The organism is Wolbachia endosymbiont (group A) of Sturmia bella (genome assembly GCF_964030905.1).
In the GTDB taxonomy this organism is placed as follows: Bacteria; Pseudomonadota; Alphaproteobacteria; order Rickettsiales; family Anaplasmataceae; genus Wolbachia; species Wolbachia pipientis.
This window is the reverse complement of record NZ_OZ034988.1, coordinates 291,048-308,649: the sequence shown is the minus strand read 5'-3', so window position 1 is coordinate 308,649 and position 17,602 is coordinate 291,048. Positions and strand designations below refer to the sequence as shown.

Below are 17,602 nucleotides of genomic sequence, written 5' to 3'. Positions count from 1 at the left end.
ATGCAGGAGCGATAGGAATTGAACCTACAACCTCTGGTTTTGGAGACCAGCGCTCTACCAATTGAGCTACACTCCTATAACTCAAACTCTCACTCCAAAATTTCAGAAACAACACCAGAACCAACAGTTCTACCGCCTTCTCTTATCGCAAAACGCAATCCCTTATCCATTGCTATCGGTACTTGCAATTCTACTTCTACACTCACATTATCTCCTGGCATTACCATCTCCTTCCCATCTAGCAATTTTATGCTCCCAGTTACATCCGTTGTCCTTAAATAAAACTGTGGCTGGTAATTCGCAAAAAATGGTGTGTGCCTTCCTCCTTCCTCTTTCTTTAATATATAAACCTCCGCCTTAAACTTTCTATGCGGTGTTATCGTCCCCGGTTTCGCTAATACTTGCCCTCTCTCCACTTCTTCTCTTTTTGTTCCTCTTAACAATATTCCTACATTGAGTCCTGCACTTCCCTTATCCAGCAACTTCTTAAACATCTCAACACCTGTGCATATCGTCTTTTGCGTCGCTTTCAGACCTATTATCTCTATCTCTTCTCCCGTCTTTATCTCTCCCTTCTCTATTCTTCCTGTTACCACTGTTCCTCGCCCCGATATCGAAAATACATCTTCGATTGGCAATAAAAATGGTAAATCCACAGGCCTTGGTGGAACCGCTACATATTCATCTAACTTTTCCATCAATTTATCTATTGATTTCTTTCCATATTCGCTGCTGTCATCCTCCAGCGCCTTGAGCGCTGAACCAACCACCACAGGCACTTCATCCCCTGGAAATCCGTATTTACTCAGTAATTCCCTCACTTCCATTTCTACTAAATCTATCATATCAGCATCAGCAACATCAGCTTTATTTATATACACCACGATATATCCAACACCTACCTGCTTCGCCAGCAATATATGCTCTCTCGTTTGTGGCATTGGCCCATCAACCCCCGACACTACCAATATCGCCGCATCCATCTGTGCTGCACCTACTATCATGTTCTTTACATAGTCAGCGTGTCCAGGACAATCAACGTGTGCATAATGCCTTTTCTCTGTCTGATACTCAACATGCGCTGTTGCTATCGTTATCCCCCTCTTCCTTTCTTCTGGCGCTTTATCTATCTGATCGTACGCTACAAAATTTCCATAATGCTTCGTTATCGCCGCTGTTAACGTCGTCTTCCCATGATCCACATGTCCTATTGTTCCCACATTTACATGCGGCTTTCCAAATGCTTCCACTACTGCTGTCATAATTATTACCCTTAATTATACTCTAACTTTAACTCATCAACCACATATTGTGGCACTTGCTCATAACAAGAAAAATGCATACTATACTGCGCCCTTCCCTGAGACATAGAACGCAAAACGTTGATATAACCAAACATATTTGCAAGAGGTACCGAAGCAGTAATTATTTTACTATTATTACCTAAATCGAGCATATCAGCAACATTTCCTCTTCTACTATTTATATCACCCATAACATCACCCATATATTCTTCAGGAGTAATGATTTCAACTTTCATTATAGGCTCCAGCATTTTTGGACCAGCTTTATTTGCCATCTCTTTAAAAGCACCTTTAGCAGCAAGTTCAAAAGCTAAAGGACTAGAATCAACCTCATGAAAAGCACCATCAAGAAGGGTAGCCTTAAAATCAATCAACGGAAATCCCGAAATTATACCACCTTCTTTTATCAACTCCAAGCCATTTTCTACCCCAGGAATATACTCTTTTGGAATAGCACCACCTACAATTTTACTTTCAAATTGAAACCCAGAACCAGGCTCAAGAGGTTCAAATTTTATTTTAACCTTAGCAAACTGACCAGCTCCACCAGATTGTTTTTTATGAGTGTAATCAATTTCAACAGATTTAGTGATAGTTTCACGATATGCAACCTGAGGAGCACCGACGTTAGCCTCAACGTTAAATTCGCGCTTCATTCTATCAACAATAATCTCAAGATGGAGCTCACCCATGCCTTTCAATATAGTCTGGCCACTTTCCGCATTTACTGACATTCTCAAAGAAGGATCTTCTGCAACCAACCTATTTAGAGCAATACCTAATTTTTCCTGATCTGAAGTGGTTTTAGGTTCTACAGCAATTTCAATAACAGGCTCAGGAAATTCCATACGCTCCAATAATATAGGAAAATCAACAGAACATAAAGTATCTCCGGTGGTTGTTTTCTTTAGCCCAACTAAAGCAACTATATCTCCAGCCCTAGCCTCAGTTATATCTTCTCGGTTATTTGCATGCATAAGTAACATTCTGCCAATCCCTTCAGTTTCGTTTTTTAACGCATTTGAAACGGTAGATTTAGACTTTAATTTACCAGAATAAATACGGATAAACGTCAAGCTGCCTACAAATTTATCCGTCATCACTTTAAATGCAAGAGCAACAAATTTCTCTTTTTCTGAAGGTTTGACCTCAATTTTCTTTTCTGAATCTTTAGGATCAATTCCAACAATTACATCAACATCAATAGGAGAAGGTAAAAAGTCAACCACACCATCTAAAAGTGGTTGTACGCCTTTATTTTTAAAAGCTGATCCACATAACACAGGAACAAATTTTCCTTTAATGGTCCCATTTCTCACGCATTTTTTCAGTAAATCCACTGGCAGATCATTAGACTCAAAGTAAGTATTCATCGCTTCATCATCCATCTCAGCTGCAGCATCTAATAAAAGATTTCGATATTCTTGAGCCTTATCAAGCAAATCAGAAGGAATATCTTCATAAGAAAATTTAGCGCCCAACGTTTCTTCTTGCCATATAATGGCTTTCATAGAAATAAGGTCAATTATACCTTTGAAATCTTTCTCACTCCCTATTGGTAAATGAATAACTAAAGGTGCTGCACCAAGCTTCGTCTTTATCATATCAACACATCGATAAAAATTCGCCCCTATTCTATCCATCTTATTAACAAAGCAGATACGAGGAACGCTATATTTATCAGCTTGACGCCACACTGTCTCAGATTGAGGTTCAACTCCAGCAACTCCATCAAATACAGCAACTGCACCATCCAAAACCCTTAAAGATCTCTCAACTTCAATAGTGAAATCAACGTGACCAGGAGTGTCTATTATATTGACCCTATGATCATTCCAAAAACATGTTGTTGCAGCAGATGTGATTGTAATACCACGCTCTTTTTCCTGCTCCATCCAATCCATAGAAGCTGCACCATCGTGCACTTCACCAATTCTATTTTGCTTACCAGTATAAAATAAAATACGCTCTGTTGTGGTAGTCTTACCAGCATCTATGTGAGCCATTATCCCTATATTTCTGTATTTAGATATTCCAATTTCCATATCACAATTAATTAGCTAACATTAAAAACGAAGATGAGAAAATGCCTTATTAGCTTCAGCCATTTTATATTTTTCTTCGCACATCTTAAACGCACCACCGCGTTTATTATAAGCATCCAGTATTTCAGATTGCAAACAATCAACAGTGGTTTTTCCACTCTTTTTTCGAGCAGCAGAAGTTGCTTTAGCAATCCACCTTAACGCTAAAGAAACCGCTCTATCTTGTCGAACTTCAACAGGTACTTGATAAGTTGCACCACCAATGCGTCGAGAACGCACTTCTATAGAAGGAGTAACATTTCCTACTGCTGTCTCAAAAATTGATAACCCACCTTCGCCTATTTTCTTTTCAGCTAAAGACAAAGCGTCATAGATAATCTTTTCTGCAGTAGATTTTTTACCACATTTCATGATTGTATTAATGAAACGCATCAGCAAAACACTGCCGTAACGCGAATCAGGACTTATTTCTCTTTTTTTTGCTTTATTCCGACGAGCCATAAACTTTAACCAGATTTCTTTACACCATATTTTGAACGAGCTTTCTTTCGATTTTGCACACCACGCAGATCAAGGGCACCTCTTATTATGTGATAACGCACACCTGGCAAATCTTTAACCCGCCCACCACGTATCAAAACAACAGAGTGTTCTTGTAAATTATGACCTTCACCAGGTATATAAGCCGTCACTTCACCATACCCACTAATTTTTACTCTGGCTACTTTACGGAGTGCTGAGTTAGGCTTTCTAGGAGTTGTAGTATACACCTTAGTGCAAACACCTCTCCTTTGAGGGTTGCTTTCTCCCAAAGCTGGTACCTTTTTCTTATGGGTCAATCCTAATCTACCCTTACGTATTAATTGATTTATCGTAGGCATATGTTATAAACTCAAGCTCATTAAAATAACTAAGTTTTTAGTTATAAAATAATAAACCTCAATAGTCAATATAAAAATAAACATTACTACTCTAATAATTAAGCTCAACTGCCTTGAAAGCCATCAGTAGACTTCTTGCACTACCTCCCAAGCCACAACTGTCATTCAGTAGAAACGAAAAAACTTACTTGACACCCTTCGCCAGCCCCATTATCATGGTACTGGAGGTATTCATTTATCTTCAATCTGTGCAGATTAAATGACAACAGTATTACGTAATTGGCGTCTTATTTTTAATTTTTTGCACTATGCACACTTTACTTCTTCACAACATTTCTGGGTTTTTACCTATATAAGCTGAAACGCGCTTATAAAGCGTTTAAGACAGTATAGTACGCCAATTTGCAGGATTAGAGAGTGACAACTAGCTAATACGGGATATCTTTTGCCTTTTTTTTGCTTGGTAAATTTCTTAATATTTATGGCAACATGAACTGGGCAGGAAGGTGTCATTCCAGTGCTTGACACTGGAATCCAGTTTTCCATATAATCTCATCGAAAATGTTGTAACCACTTTCTGTGCTAGTTTGCTTGCTTACAAGCAAACTTTTCTGGATCTCAGTGTCTGGGCACTGGGATGACAGGGGAGGGAGGCTACTTGGATGACACCATTCTTTTTCCTGGATCCAAGTAGTCAGGGCACTGGGATGACAGGAGAAGGTACTAGGATGACACCCTGACCTCGTCGTCCCGCTACGTGTTAGCGGAATCTAGAGATACCGTGACGGTATGACGTAAAGCTCGCATTAGCTATACTTTTATGCTCACCAACTTAGCTGGATCCAAGTAGTCAAGCTACTTGGATCTGCAAATTGCAATGTTCGTACAGCTGCGTGCTTGACACTGGGATTTAGTGCAGCTACCCTAAACTGGAAGCTCATCTTGCTATTTTTGGCTGAAAGAAACATATTTTTAGAATAATGAAAACAATCAGCACTTTAATTCAAGAAGGATCGGAGTTATTATCGTCACATAAAGTTGAATCACCACATTTAGATTGTGAAATCATCATGCAGCACGTACTTGGAGTGGAAAGATCATTTATAATTGTGAACCATGCTGATCAAGTGCCGATGGAGAAAGAACTTTTATTTTGGAAATTAACAAAAAAAAGAGCGGAAAGATATCCAATATCGCAAATAATAGGTAATCGTGAATTCTGGAGTAAAAATTTTATAGTTAACCAGCATGTTTTAGATCCAAGGCCAGATAGTGAAACAATAATCCTAGCAGTGTTAAAATATTACCCAAACAAAAAACAGAAACTAAAAATTGCAGATTTTGGTACAGGCACAGGTTGTTTATTGATATCCGTACTTAGTGAGTATGAATATGCTGTTGGCGTCGGTTTTGAAAAAAGCTTGGAAGCATATAAAGTTGCCTATCAGAACACAAAAAAACATGATCTTCTCAGCAGAGCCAAAATATTTCCAAGTTCGTGGACAGAGTGCAGAGGTTCATTCGATCTTATAATCAGTAATCCTCCATATATTAAAAGAAGCAAATTGAAAGACTTGCAAGCTGAAGTGCAAAAGGAACCAAGAATTGCCCTTGATGGTGGTATTGATGGTTTGAGCTGTTACTTGAGCATTTTTCCAATATTGAGAAAGTGCCTTAAAAAAAATGGGTTTGCGATATTGGAGATAGGTGAAGATCAAAGCAATATTGACAAAATAATCCCCTCATACGAATTAGCTTTTCAGGAATATGTATATGACTTAGCGGGAATGAAGAGATGCATTGTTGTGAAAAGAACATAGCTAATGTTTTTTTGCCTTCATCCCATATTATCCTATATCATCCCAGTACCCTCTACCTAGTCATCCAAGTAGCGTGACTACTTGAATCTATATTTAACTAGATCCTATGGTCAAGCCATAGGACGACAGGAACGGTTTTATGCATTTTTTAAAGGGCAACATGTTTAAGCTTTGCTGGCAAAATGGAAAGTAAGACCAGCCTCTATACCGTGTGTGTGAAATAGTCGATTACCTATATTTATTTCCTCAGTTACTTTGCTACCTGAGCTAGGATTAAGCTTCTTTTTTTTATCATTATTAGGGTCGTCTACCACTTGTCCTAACCTTTTTGCTGTAAGCTTAATATCGCTACCAATAGCACCAAAACCTCTATATCCGATATGCATATTTACATCTTCGTTTATGCGATAGTCAAAGCCAGCTTTTAATTGACCTGCGGGTCTTATTGACGGTTTTTCAAACATCGTCATTCTTGTTGCACCGATCCCAATACCAACGTAAGGAGAAAAAGAGAAACGGTCACTTTTCCAATGATGATAAACATTTGCCATTACAGATATGTTCTCAATTTGGTCATGACTAACTGCAGCACTATAGAGATAAGTTTCTTTATCAGGATCCTCACCAGTCTCCTTTAGGTATGAAACAGTTATTTGGCTACTTGTTAAACCAATATTATCCACTTTTACAGAAGAATACATCCCTTCCAATTCAGCCCTATAGCTGTTGTTACCCAATTCCCCTGTGTAACCAAATGCCACATTTGCAGCAAAAGGTGGATTATAATCTCCTTTATACTCACTTAGTGACTGACCTTCTGTGTTCTGAGCACCCCTGTCATTTATAGACAAATTTTTGATACCTGTAGTGCTTGTTTTTAGTACGCTTGTGTTATTTAAATATTGACCGTAATACCCACTACCAAAGTAAAACCCTTCTGTTTCACTTGCAAAAGATTGTTGTGACAACAATAAAGCAAATGCTGTAACCGCTAATGTTTTTTTACTAATCATTACTACTCCCCTAGTTAAAATAGCTAATCTAATACTAATTAATTAAAAATGGCTTAATATGAAAAACCTAATTATTTGCATAACTTGCACTTTTCTGAGCTAAAAATAGGCAAAGTTAACCTTACTTCTCGTCATTTTTTAATTTATCCTCATCTTCAAATTCATCCTCCTCTTCTTCGTCATCAAACCCATCATCGCTCCTATCCTCATCTTCCTCGTCATCATCTTCAAACTTATCGTCGATATCTTCATCATCAATATCTTCGTCTGCAAATTCATCTGATTCATCATATACTGCATCTTCGGTTTTAGTTTCAGCAGGATAATCAACTGAATTAGGTCCCTCAAGAACATTATTCCCCTCGTTATTAACCTTATCTTTGCTCGCAGCGGCAGAAAGAACTTTGTTTGGGTCATATGGTTCTTGTGTAGGCACACGAGTTTGTTTGAGCAGCCTTCTTGTGAAGATGGTATCACTGTAGTACAAAATTTTCTTTGATTTAATTGGGTAAGTCGACTCTATTAAAATTATCTGATCGTCACGTGGCAACATAATAACTTCTTGAGGCAATAGCAATGCTCTCTGTATTTCAGAGATATGTAATGACCTTGAAGCAGGATTTAAATCTAAAAATTTAGGCTTATTCAACGATTCTTGTTGTACAGTTTTGTTTCCTATAAGTTGCGATATTAAATTAGCTGTTTCAATATTATTGGCTGCAAAAGTTATTCTGTAAGTCGAGTTTGACAAAAAGGAGTTCATCCCTGCTTCTTCGTATATTCCTTTGAGCTGCTCAGTATCTTGAACAATTAAGAATAACCTAACTCGATAACCACGAAAATATGCAATACCTGTTTGAAATTGCTCCATTTTTCCAAGTGTAGGAAACTCATCCATTAAAAACAATACGCCATAAGGCTCGTCATCCGATGGCAATTTTCTACATAAAAACTCAGTTGCCTGTTGGTAAAAAACCTGCATTAAAGGCCTGAGCCTAGTCAAGTTGTCAGGAGTTAAACCAACATAAACTGTAATTTTCTTCTTTTTAAAATCTAGAATATTAAAATCACTTGACGCAGTTGCAGTATCAATCAATGGGTTTACCCACAATTCAAGTGATGAGTTCATGGTTGATACAACACCTGACCTTTCTTTATCAGCTTTTTGTAAAAAAGCTGCAATATTCATATATGCTACAGGGTGTAGTATTTTACCCATTGTATCAAGAGCAACAGCAAGATTATAAACCACGTCATCACTACGCATCGTACGCACAACTTCACCAAAAGATTTAACTTTCTCTGGTGCAGCAAGTAAGTATAATACCACTCCAACAAATAAGCTTCTTGCTTCATTCTGCCAAAAGTCTTGTTCAGGCATGATTAGGTTAGCTATTTTCTGCACATCGTCAACCATCTGCCCAGGTTTTTCACTAATCCATTGTAATGGATTGTAACAGTGACTTATTCCATCTGGCTGCGCTGGATTCCATACGTATACTTTTTGTCCTTGTCGTTCTCGCCAACCACTTGTTATTTCATAGTTTTCTAATTTTATGTCGTGTACAATTACCGAGTCAGTCCAAAATAATAAATTAGGAATTACAAAGCCAACACCCTTACCAGAACCTGTAGGTGCAAATAACAATGCATGCTGAAACCTATCAGAAATGAAGTATCCTCTTTTATCTTTACCAAGCAATAATCCCTTTTTGCTTCTTAATCCTGCTTTTCGTATGTCTTTCTCTGATGCCCACTGCGAATCTCCATGAAGTGATTCCTTCTTTTTAAATGGTCGCCACTCAATTATCCTTTCTCTTAAATTCCATAAGATAATCATTAAAACAATGATAGGCAGTGCAGAAGATATAATTAATGTGATTTTGAGCTCAAGGCTATATAACTCTGGATGATGCCAACAATATTGTATATGATCAAAAATCGTTGGCCAAAGAGCTTGAGGGAAAGGCGTCAAACTAGGATTAATTGCCTTAAAATCCACAGCATCCGGACCATCAGCAAACAGAACAAACAATATACCAGATAGATAGAAGCAAAACTCAAGTACGCTAAAAGCTACTACACCTCCTATGAGAATATTACGTAGGTGATTTCTATTACTCATAAACTACTCTTCCTTAACTTATGTATAAATTTAAGCATTTTCGCTCGCAGATCTAGTAAATAATATCTCAGAAATGCTTCTTTTGCCCCCACCGGTTCTTTTTAGCTGAATAACAATATCAATCACATTTCTAATGTATGGTATAATTTGGTCTGGAGGAATGCCAAGGTTTGCTTGCATAACCATCAGTTTTATTTGCTCAAGGGCCATTGTTGGACTATCCGCATGAAGGGTTGATATTGATCCAGGGTGACCAGTATTTATCGCCCTAAGAAAACTAAAAGCTTCCGCTCCACGGAGCTCACCAACTATTATTCTGTCTGGCCTTAAACGTAAGCACGCTTCTATCAAATCTTGAGTGGTTACTTTTGCTCTGCCCTGCCCTCCTTTAGAGGCAATTAGATGGACTTTATTGGGATGATCGTTCAAAACGATTTCCCTTGCATCCTCAACAGTAATAATTCTTTCCTCATCTGGAATAGCACGCAAAGTAGCATTAGTAAAAGTAGTCTTACCAGTGGAAGTTCCACCACTAATTATAATATTTTTCTTACTTATTACAGCGTATTCTAAAAACTCTTTTATTTTTTTTTGCCTTAACAATAAATCCAAATGACGGTCAACTGGATTATCAGTTGCTTCTGTAACAGTTTCAGAAAAAGCCCCCATTTTTTCGTAATCATCGAGTGCTAACTGCATGCTAGAAGGCTTACGAATCGACATGACTACTTTATCAGGTTCACATGCTGGCGGAAATACTATCTGTATACGATAACCATTTGGTAATGTTGCCGAAAGTAACGGCGCTTCTTCGCTAAGTTTTTGTTCTGTAGCTTGAGCAATCAGTCTGCCAAGAGATTTCAAATGGTTAAGATCGAATACTTCTAATTTTTCACACCTTATTTCACCGCGATTTTCAATCCATACTTCCTTTGGCTTATTTATTGATATTTCATTTACGCCTTCTTCTTGAAATATGCCTTGTAATGGCTCCAAATATGTATCAAGTGCAGCATAGTTCATTTCATTGATTTAATATTGCCTGTGGAGGAAATACTATATCTTGGTTAACAAATACTTTCAATGCAGTGCCTTGATCAACATAAATAGCTGGTTTTTTATCTGTATATCTGCCCACTACATCCCGCATATCTTTAGAAAAATCCTCGATTGATTTCCCGATTGCTTCATCATAAACAGACTTGCTTTTTCTTTGAATTTGTTCTAACAGTTGATTTACAATTTCCAGGCTTATATTTACCTCGTCTTCTTCAATTCCTAGTGCTTTTGCTATTTCCTCTTTCATTATTTTTAGTAAATCTTGTCTGCTTTTGGCACTCCGAATTCTTCCGATAGCCCCAAGGCCTAATTTCCATTTGTCACTAGATATCTTCTTTTCTGGGTCAATAATGAGTTGGAGAGAAGAAAAATCTATTTCGGTTGCAGTGATAGACTTTACTGCATCTCTGACAGTTAGCGTATCAACAAGATTAGAAGCCTTTTGCCCTATAACAGCAGAACCAATCGAAACACCAGCAAGTGTCACCGAAGAGAATAACGCACTTACTATTTTGTTATCAACTATTCCTGCTATTCCTGCTCTACCAAGCTCGTCAGTACTAAGTGATGAGATTGCAATATCTATTCCATGTGGCAGAATCACTCTATTCCAGTTTATATTTACACGAGATTTAGCAACATTCGAGTCAAATGAATAACTGCCTATCAATCTTGAGCCTTTAGGTATTAAAACTGTATCACCAGTTTCTGCATAAACATCTCTACTCACCATAGCACGCAGCATTCCTTGCAGATCAGAGTTTATTGCAGTTTCAAGAACAGCATCAATAATTTTACCTTGAGTAATCATTAAACCAAGCTTTCCTACTCTGGTAGCTTTGCTCGATTGTGCTGAAGTGTCGGATAAAATAGCATCAGCAGCCTTGTTCTCTCCACTACCACCTGAAATTGTCAACATCTGTGCACTACGTCTGTCTCTAGGATAACCGCCACCCCCTATTGTAGGAAACGAGGTAGGTAAATTGCCCATAACATTACTAGAAGGAAAATTTTGCTTTGGCAAAATAGGTATATTTGACACAGGAGTTTCTTTTGGTTTCTCTTCTTCTTTTTTCATCACTTCTTCTTTTCTAATTTGTTTTATTTCTGGTATGATTAGTGGTGTAGGAAGAGGAGGTAAGGGTGGTAAGGGATCAGTTATTATTCTTTCAGGAACCATTACATTATCTGGAACTTGTTCCAACTTTCCTTTCAATTCTTGAACGTTTTGCTTTGTTTCCTCTTTTTTAATAACTTCTGAACCCTCTTTAGGAGAAGGACTAAAATAGAGATAATACACTCCACCAGCCAGAAGCACTAAAATAATGACCATCAATGCCCTATGACCTTGATTAGAGCCAACTGTTACTACCTTATTCTCTATTTCTGATTCATCTTCTGAATTGTTACGCCTTTCTTTATTCATATTGCATGTACCACAGCTAAAGTGACCTATTTATAATTTCAACTTCACCATCTTCATAACGCATAAATAGCTTTTTATGTACTCCTTTTATTATAACATAATCATCAAATAACAGCCTTTTACAAGGTTTATCCTCCCCTTCTACAAAAACCTGAGGTATTTTATTATTATTTCTAAATTTTAAATAGGTTAAATAACCATCATCAAATAACTCGATCGGAACTATATCCGCATTACCACCTTCATCAATATATGTATAATTGTACTTCGTATCATTTTCTTGTATTATTTTTTCTAGCTTGTCTGTAGTATATTGCATTTGAGTAGGTAAAGAAACCTCATCTAAATCAACATCAAATTCACCTTCTTCTTGAGGATAAAAAAAACGTACTACGTAAGATATATCCTTTTCAGCAGAATAATCGTGATCTACTTTCTTAGCATCAGTATCCGGGTATTTATCGTAGTTTGGCCTTGAGATTAAATCAAAAATGTAATTTCTTTTTTTAGTTGTCGTAATAATCATGTTAGTGCGACTACTAACTTCAAATGGCATGATAAGCAATTTATTGTCATAAGGATTAATTTTCCAACTTGATGCATCACCAACAGCGATATTTTTAACTTTTTCTCCTTCCGCAAATTCAATATAAGAATAGTAACCCTGACTAAAAACCACCGTAAATACTTCATTAGGGCTATACACAAAAGTCTTTATTCTACTATCTATAGAAATAGGCTCATTATAATTAATGGATGCGTTTAAATTGCCACTTACAAGTAAAGCTAAAACTAATAATATCCTATACATATTCATCATCTACTCTATATGAAATAACTTGAAATCCTAATGGGTTAATATATCTTTGCTGATCATCCATTTCAAGCGATGCATATCTATATGACATAATAACTATCTTATTTTTTCTCGTAGAACTTCCATCTTTCCGTGTAAATTCCACAAAAAATCTCACCTGAAGAGCATCGTTACCCAACTTTTGAATTGAGCGAATTTTAAATTCACTTTTGGTATCTGAATATAAATTAAAAAGATCATCCATATTCTGCGATCCTACATAATTTCTAAATTCATTATACACATCAGGTGAGGAAAACAACCTCACCTTTGTATAATAGTTATAATTATAATGATATGGATCAAAAACCTCCCTTGCTTTTATATACTCTGAAATAAAATAATCGTTTAGCGCTTCATCTGCAGAATACTGTTTTACTGTGACAGGATCAACCAATTGCACTATTCCTGATTTCTTGTCAATTTCTATAACAAATGGCTCAATAGTTCTACTTGTGCTAATTTTAAATATGACTAATATGCTGATAGAGATCGTTGCTAATAATATTAATGCAAATAAAAGTAGAATATTCCTTTGAGCAATAACTGTGCTGTAGCGGTTTGAATTCCAATTTATATCCTTATCTAAGGATTCAGTATTTTTTTCTCGCTTAAAAAATCTTAGCATTTTAGTATTCCTAAAAATCTTAACTTATGTTAATAAACATAGCAAATTAACAAAGTAGTTACAGCAAAAAAGCTAAAAAACTCTTAATCTATGGCCTAATTTACCAAACTTTGTCTCCATATATGAATCGTTATATTTATTACGTTCCACAATAAGTGGTAGACACTTTGTAACTCCTATACCATTACTTTCCAATTCTGACAATTTCCTATCATTGTTTGTAAGTAATTGGATTTTGTTAATGTTCAATTTCTTAAGCATTTTAGCTGCAACAGCAAAACTCCTTTCATCATCTTCAAAACCCAATATTCTATTTGCATCAACAGTATCAAGATTATGTCCTCTTTGCATACTGTACGCTCTTAACTTATTAGTTAAACCAATGCCTCTTCCATCTTGCATCAAATACAATATAATACCACTTCCAGAGTCAGCTATCATTTGAATTGCTTGATGTAACTGACTTCTGCAATCGCATGACAAGCTATCTAACAAGTCACCCGTATAGCACGAAGAATGAATTCTCACTAATGGTTCGTCATCTTTATCTGGATTGCCAATGATAATTGCATGATGTTCTCTTCCACCACTTTCGGTTCTATAAGATATGATATTTACTTCTTGAGTCTGTTTTAAAAATAATGATGTTTTGCACACTTCATATACATCCTGATTTTCTTGAAAATTATTTATGAATGACGTGTCCAGTGCAATAACGTCATTTTTCTCGCACCAATTTCGCATTTCATGGTTATTCTCAAAAGTCATATCAGCCACTAACGCGTATGGCAATAATTCTGAGAACTTAAGCAAGGCAATAGCACATTCATCTATTGTCTTTGAGCATTGCAACTCTTTTATGCAATCTTCCTTTGAACAGTTTATTAAATAGAGCAGTTCATCAAAATTATTCACCAACAGACGTTTGCTGTTATGTTCTTTATTCTGAGATATGTATTTTACCTTACTTGAAGTTAAAGTAACATATACATTACTTGATGTAAGCTTGTATTGATTAAATAAATCTCTTTCTAAAGCCTCAGCAGCAGCAAACAATAGGTAATTACTTTCATCATATATTACAATTGGCCGACCGCGCCTGATTTCGCTGATAGCTCTTTCTACCTTATTGCTACTCTGATTTCCTATAAACATTTTTACCCATATTAAACAGCGATAAAAACTGGTGCGGCCGAGAAGACTTGAACTTCCAAGGCCTTATGAGCCACAGCGACCTCAACGCTGCGTGTCTACCAATTCCACCACGGCCGCACTATATTCTAGTTTTTATATAATTATTTTAAATTACTTAATCATTTTAGAATTTTTCATCTAGAGTGTCAATCTGATACTAGAATAATTTAGAAATTGTTTGTATAATTTGATTATGAATTTTGTGATTATAAATTTTAATCATTTAAGATAACCTTACTACTAATTTTTAACTTAGGTTTTTATACAAATGAATATAGCTAATATCTTTATTTTTTTAGCTCTCTCTCTTATAACTAGCTTTCATTTTGTCCATGCACAAATATTATACACATGGTCTCAAGTTATCCCAGAAAATAAACTAAGCATACGCGCAATTACGGACAATGACATGTGTCCCATTGTTTATGTTGATGGCGAGGAAACAGAAATGCTGAATCGCAGCTCAATTAACAATGGTGGTCATAACGAAACAGTTTGTGAACTGACAGTACAAACAAGTGCCAAAACCATTAGTATTGAGGATCTACGGGTTCCTATATTACCAAAAAAGGTTAATAAAATTGCTTTCATTGGTGACACGGGCTGTAGAATAAATATGTTATTTCAGCAGGAATGTAATTCGGTAGATAGCTGGCCTTTAAAAAAAAATTTAGATTCAATCGCCCTTCATAAACCAGATTTAATTATCCATGTTGGTGATTATCATTATAGACAAACAAAATGTAGAAATACAAAAAAGTGTGGCGATATTTATGGATATAATAAAGAAGTTTGGTACGCTGATTGGTTTGAGCCTGCAAAGGATATTTTATCACAATCCCCTTTCCTTTTTGTTCGTGGAAACCATGAGAGTTGTGATAGAGCTTATGAAGGATGGTTCAGGTATCTAGATTCATACCCCTTTTCGTCTGAAAAATGTGGAAACTTCGTTTCTAGTTGGTCCTTAGATGCTGGACCGATGAAATTTTTTATCTTCGACTCTTCATCCGGTGAGGATATTTTTACAACCCAAAGCACAATTGATGCTTTTGAGAGGCAATTTGATAAATTGATACAAAATAGTTCTGACAAGCCCATGTGGTTTTTAACTCATAAACCGCTTTGGAGATCTCCAAAAAAAGAATTTTTGACATTAAAAAGCCATGGTAATCTTACACAAATCGAAGCTTTTGGAGATAAATTTCCAAGCAATGTTACTACCATAGTTTCTGGCCACATTCATATAGCCCAGATTTTATTAATGGATAATGTTCCAGACCAAATTATAGTTGGAAACAGTGGTGCATCATTACACGCTCAAGATCAAGAATCTGTTTATCAAAATGTAGAATTTGACTATTCAAATGGTAAAAACTACTTAGCACACGAGGTTAGAAACTTTTTTGGCTTTGGCTTTGCAATACTAAATTTAGATGATCACGAATTTACCTTCTATAATCAACACAATAAGGAAATGTATTCTGCGAAGCTAACAGAAGATTTTAAACTTAAACGGATTAAAACTATAGTCGATTCATTTTAGGATTTGTTATTAGCTATTTTAAAAACGCTACTTAAACATTTTTTTTAATCGATTGATTTCATCAGCAAATTTTGAGTCGGTCTTTATAAAATTTTCTACTTGTTTTACTGCATGTATAACAGTAGCATGGTCTCTGCCACCAAAGTTTCTCCCAATATCTGGTAGGCTTTTTTGCGTAAATTTTTTGGCAAAATACATAGCTATTTGTCTTGGCCTTGCAAGACTGCGAAGCCTTCTATTGGATTGCATATCTGCAACCTTTATATTGAAAAATTCAGCTACTTTCTTTTGTATTTCTTCTATTGTGACTGACCTATGATTTGACCTAAGAAGATCGATTAGGGTTTCACTAGCTGATTCTACCGTCATACTTCTTCCAATTAATGAGGTATGGGTAACCTTATTTAATGCTCCTTCTAATTCTCTTATATTAGATTTTATGTTCCTTGCTAAAAACTCTAGGACATCTTTCGGAACATACATATTCATCTGCTCCACTTTTGCCTGCAATATACCAAGCCTTAATTCAAAAGTTGTTTCATTAATATCTGCCACCAACCCCCAACCGAGTCGTGATTTTATTCTTTCTTCCACTCCATCAAGATCACTAGGAGACCTATCAGCTGATATAACCAATTGTTTATTTTGGTCTATCAATGCATTGAAAGTGTGAAAAAATTCTTCTTGTGTACTATCTTTACCACTGATAAATTGCACATCATCTACCATCAATACATCTACTGATCTAAATTGCTCTTTAAATAACATAATATCTTTGCTTCGCAGCGCTGTAATATATTGGTACATGAATTTCTCTGCTGATAAATACACCACTTTTCTTTTTGCTGATGGGGAATTGACTATGTGCCAAGCTATAGCATGCATTAGATGTGTTTTACCAAGTCCCACTCCACCATATAGAAACAAAGGATTGCTGCCTAATATTGGATCTATAGATTCTGCCACACGCTTTGCCGCCGTAAATGCTAATTCATTTGGCTTTCCCACTACAAAATTATCAAAGGTGAACCTTGGATCCAGCGGCGAACCAAGATTATGATTACTTTCCTCTCTGTTTTTTAGTATAACATTAAAATTTGAATTCCTCTCCTCAATTACTTGAATATCAATAGAACGTATACTTTTATCTTCGCTTTGCCATAATGATAATATTTTTTTCATGTAATGAACTGTAATCCACTCTTTTATAAACCTTGTTGACACGGATAAAAGAACTTCCCCATTTCTGCTACTGACAAATTTTAGTGAACTCAGCCAGCTATTATATGTTGCTTCTCCATAAAGATTATAAAGACAATTTTGGATTTTTTCCCAAGTAACATTGTGATCCGTTACTGTAATAATCTGATCAAAAAACATAGTAGAAACCTTAGGGCTAGTTAAGTTCATATACCACACCAAGAAAAAAGCAATAATTAGAAAAATATAAGATAATCAATAGCTTACTGCAAAATGAAAAGCTAATACTACTTAATACATACTAAAAATTATGGTGATTTTTTGATGGGTTGTAAAGGGTATAAAAACATTAAAATTGATCATTTTTATTTCAAAAAAATGAAAAATTTGTAAATGTCGCTTGTATCGAGGATTAGAAGCATGCTATTAAAAACAGTAATACATTATGTATAAATAAGATGTTAAATTTACTGGCAAATAAGTAAAGTATTCATATAAATATAGCTAA

Annotated in this window: 14 protein-coding genes and 2 tRNA genes; 2 read left to right on the top strand and 14 right to left on the bottom strand. The window is 35.8% G+C overall.

Translation table 11 applies throughout. The features are described 5' to 3' along the window. Positions 1-3: 3 nt before the first annotated feature. The 5 genes from ACQH3L_RS01530 to rpsL form a co-directional block, all read right to left on the bottom strand. Positions 4-76, bottom strand: a tRNA-Trp gene (locus tag ACQH3L_RS01530). Between the two features lie 13 nt (positions 77-89). Then, complete coding sequence (gene tuf / locus ACQH3L_RS01525) at positions 90-1,262, bottom strand: elongation factor Tu (protein WP_010962309.1); 1,173 nt, start codon at positions 1,260-1,262, stop codon at positions 90-92. 11 nt (positions 1,263-1,273) lie between these two features. Then, a complete protein-coding gene (fusA, locus tag ACQH3L_RS01520; protein ID WP_010962308.1) occupies positions 1,274-3,349 on the bottom strand; it encodes an elongation factor G in 2,076 nt (691 codons plus the stop codon). 21 nt (positions 3,350-3,370) lie between these two features. Then, complete coding sequence (gene rpsG, locus ACQH3L_RS01515; RefSeq protein ID WP_007549313.1) at positions 3,371-3,850, bottom strand: 30S ribosomal protein S7; 480 nt, start codon at positions 3,848-3,850, stop codon at positions 3,371-3,373. A 5-nt stretch (positions 3,851-3,855) separates the two neighbouring features. Then, positions 3,856-4,230, bottom strand: a complete 375-nt coding sequence (gene rpsL / locus ACQH3L_RS01510; protein ID WP_006279787.1) for a 30S ribosomal protein S12 — start codon at positions 4,228-4,230, stop codon at positions 3,856-3,858. Positions 4,231-5,210: 980 nt separating this feature from the next. Between rpsL and prmC the strand changes: the two genes are divergently transcribed. Further along, the gene (prmC, locus tag ACQH3L_RS01505) at positions 5,211-6,050 is read left to right on the top strand and encodes a peptide chain release factor N(5)-glutamine methyltransferase (RefSeq protein WP_010962305.1); all 840 of its coding nucleotides are present in this window, start codon (positions 5,211-5,213) and stop codon (positions 6,048-6,050) included. Between the two features lie 164 nt (positions 6,051-6,214). Here prmC and ACQH3L_RS01500 read toward each other — a convergent pair whose 3' ends face one another. The 8 genes from ACQH3L_RS01500 to ACQH3L_RS01465 form a co-directional block, all read right to left on the bottom strand. Continuing rightward, positions 6,215-7,063 (bottom strand): P44/Msp2 family outer membrane protein, encoded by an 849-nt coding sequence (locus ACQH3L_RS01500; RefSeq protein ID WP_425384900.1) that lies wholly within the window; start codon positions 7,061-7,063, stop codon positions 6,215-6,217. Positions 7,064-7,184: 121 nt separating this feature from the next. Further along, positions 7,185-9,188, bottom strand: a complete 2,004-nt coding sequence (locus ACQH3L_RS01495) for a type IV secretory system conjugative DNA transfer family protein (RefSeq protein ID WP_425384899.1) — start codon at positions 9,186-9,188, stop codon at positions 7,185-7,187. A gap of 30 nt (positions 9,189-9,218) precedes the next feature. Next, on the bottom strand, positions 9,219-10,211 hold the full coding sequence (gene virB11 / locus ACQH3L_RS01490) for a P-type DNA transfer ATPase VirB11 (RefSeq protein ID WP_010962302.1): 993 nt from the start codon (positions 10,209-10,211) through the stop codon (positions 9,219-9,221). 1 nt (position 10,212) lies between these two features. Beyond that, positions 10,213-11,673 carry a TrbI/VirB10 family protein gene (locus tag ACQH3L_RS01485; protein WP_425384898.1) on the bottom strand — a complete coding sequence of 487 codons (1,461 nt, stop codon included), beginning with the start codon at positions 11,671-11,673 and terminating at the stop codon, positions 10,213-10,215. A 16-nt stretch (positions 11,674-11,689) separates the two neighbouring features. Beyond that, entirely contained in the window at positions 11,690-12,490 is an 801-nt protein-coding gene (virB9, locus tag ACQH3L_RS01480; protein ID WP_425384897.1) for a P-type conjugative transfer protein VirB9, read from the bottom strand. After that, positions 12,477-13,157, bottom strand: coding sequence for a virB8 family protein (locus tag ACQH3L_RS01475; protein WP_425384896.1), 681 nt, complete (start codon positions 13,155-13,157; stop codon positions 12,477-12,479). The genes virB9 and ACQH3L_RS01475 overlap by 14 nt, the downstream gene beginning before the upstream one ends. Before the next feature lie 72 nt (positions 13,158-13,229). After that, a complete protein-coding gene (locus tag ACQH3L_RS01470; protein WP_425384895.1) occupies positions 13,230-14,312 on the bottom strand; it encodes a GTP cyclohydrolase II in 1,083 nt (360 codons plus the stop codon). A gap of 29 nt (positions 14,313-14,341) precedes the next feature. Continuing rightward, positions 14,342-14,429 (bottom strand) — tRNA-Leu (locus ACQH3L_RS01465). Positions 14,430-14,619: 190 nt separating this feature from the next. Between ACQH3L_RS01465 and ACQH3L_RS01460 the strand changes: the two genes are divergently transcribed. After that, positions 14,620-15,894, top strand: a complete 1,275-nt coding sequence (locus ACQH3L_RS01460; RefSeq protein WP_425384894.1) for a metallophosphoesterase family protein — start codon at positions 14,620-14,622, stop codon at positions 15,892-15,894. Between the two features lie 27 nt (positions 15,895-15,921). On the opposite strand, the gene dnaA is transcribed toward ACQH3L_RS01460, so the two are convergent. Further along, on the bottom strand, positions 15,922-17,304 hold the full coding sequence (gene dnaA, locus ACQH3L_RS01455) for a chromosomal replication initiator protein DnaA (protein ID WP_010962298.1): 1,383 nt from the start codon (positions 17,302-17,304) through the stop codon (positions 15,922-15,924). Positions 17,305-17,602: the final 298 nt, after the last annotated feature.

Coding starts and splice junctions, on each gene's coding strand:
- dnaA (WP_010962298.1), bottom strand. CDS start 17,304: ATGAACTTAACTAGCCCTAAGGTTTCTACTATGTTTTTTGATCAGATT.
- rpsL (WP_006279787.1), bottom strand. CDS start 4,230: ATGCCTACGATAAATCAATTAATACGTAAGGGTAGATTAGGATTGACC.
- rpsG (WP_007549313.1), bottom strand. CDS start 3,850: ATGGCTCGTCGGAATAAAGCAAAAAAAAGAGAAATAAGTCCTGATTCG.
- ACQH3L_RS01475 (WP_425384896.1), bottom strand. CDS start 13,157: ATGCTAAGATTTTTTAAGCGAGAAAAAAATACTGAATCCTTAGATAAG.
- virB9 (WP_425384897.1), bottom strand. CDS start 12,490: ATGAATATGTATAGGATATTATTAGTTTTAGCTTTACTTGTAAGTGGC.
- fusA (WP_010962308.1), bottom strand. CDS start 3,349: ATGGAAATTGGAATATCTAAATACAGAAATATAGGGATAATGGCTCAC.
- virB11 (WP_010962302.1), bottom strand. CDS start 10,211: ATGAACTATGCTGCACTTGATACATATTTGGAGCCATTACAAGGCATA.
- ACQH3L_RS01460 (WP_425384894.1), top strand. CDS start 14,620: ATGAATATAGCTAATATCTTTATTTTTTTAGCTCTCTCTCTTATAACT.
- prmC (WP_010962305.1), top strand. CDS start 5,211: ATGAAAACAATCAGCACTTTAATTCAAGAAGGATCGGAGTTATTATCG.
- ACQH3L_RS01500 (WP_425384900.1), bottom strand. CDS start 7,063: ATGATTAGTAAAAAAACATTAGCGGTTACAGCATTTGCTTTATTGTTG.
- ACQH3L_RS01495 (WP_425384899.1), bottom strand. CDS start 9,188: ATGAGTAATAGAAATCACCTACGTAATATTCTCATAGGAGGTGTAGTA.
- ACQH3L_RS01485 (WP_425384898.1), bottom strand. CDS start 11,673: ATGAATAAAGAAAGGCGTAACAATTCAGAAGATGAATCAGAAATAGAG.
- tuf (WP_010962309.1), bottom strand. CDS start 1,262: ATGACAGCAGTAGTGGAAGCATTTGGAAAGCCGCATGTAAATGTGGGA.
- ACQH3L_RS01470 (WP_425384895.1), bottom strand. CDS start 14,312: ATGTTTATAGGAAATCAGAGTAGCAATAAGGTAGAAAGAGCTATCAGC.